Source organism: Sphingobium estronivorans, assembly GCF_008692605.1.
Classification (GTDB): Bacteria; Pseudomonadota; Alphaproteobacteria; order Sphingomonadales; family Sphingomonadaceae; genus Sphingobium; species Sphingobium estronivorans.
This window is the reverse complement of record NZ_LFCT01000075.1, coordinates 1-373: the sequence shown is the minus strand read 5'-3', so window position 1 is coordinate 373 and position 373 is coordinate 1. Positions and strand designations below refer to the sequence as shown.

Annotated in this window: 1 protein-coding gene; it reads right to left on the bottom strand. The window is 63.0% G+C overall.

Features of this window, described 5'->3' with window-relative positions:
* Nucleotides 1-365: transposase (locus F7P65_RS21885; RefSeq protein WP_150295661.1), on the bottom strand; the 365-nt coding region annotated here is incomplete at its 3' end.
* Nucleotides 366-373: the final 8 nt, after the last annotated feature.

Below are 373 nucleotides of genomic sequence, written 5' to 3'. Positions count from 1 at the left end.
TCCGCGATCATGCTTTTTTTCAGCAAGCGGTTTTCCAGCGTCAAGTCGGCCACGCATTCCTTGAGGGCGCGGGCCTCGCGGCGCAGGTCCTGCACCTCACCGGTGGTCGCAGCACGCGCGGTGTCGCCGGCCAGGCGGCGCTTGCCGGCCTCCATGAACTCCTTCGACCAGGTGTAATACAGGCTTTGGGCTATGCCCTCCTTGCGGCACAACTCGGCGATGCTGTCCTCGCCGCGCAGACCTTCCAGCACGATCCGGATCTTGTCCTCGGCCGAGAAGTGCCGCCGGGTCTGTCGCCGGATGTCCTTCACCACCTGATCCGCTGGGGCCTTCGGCGATTTTGAATAGGAGGATTTGGGCTTCATCTTCGTTC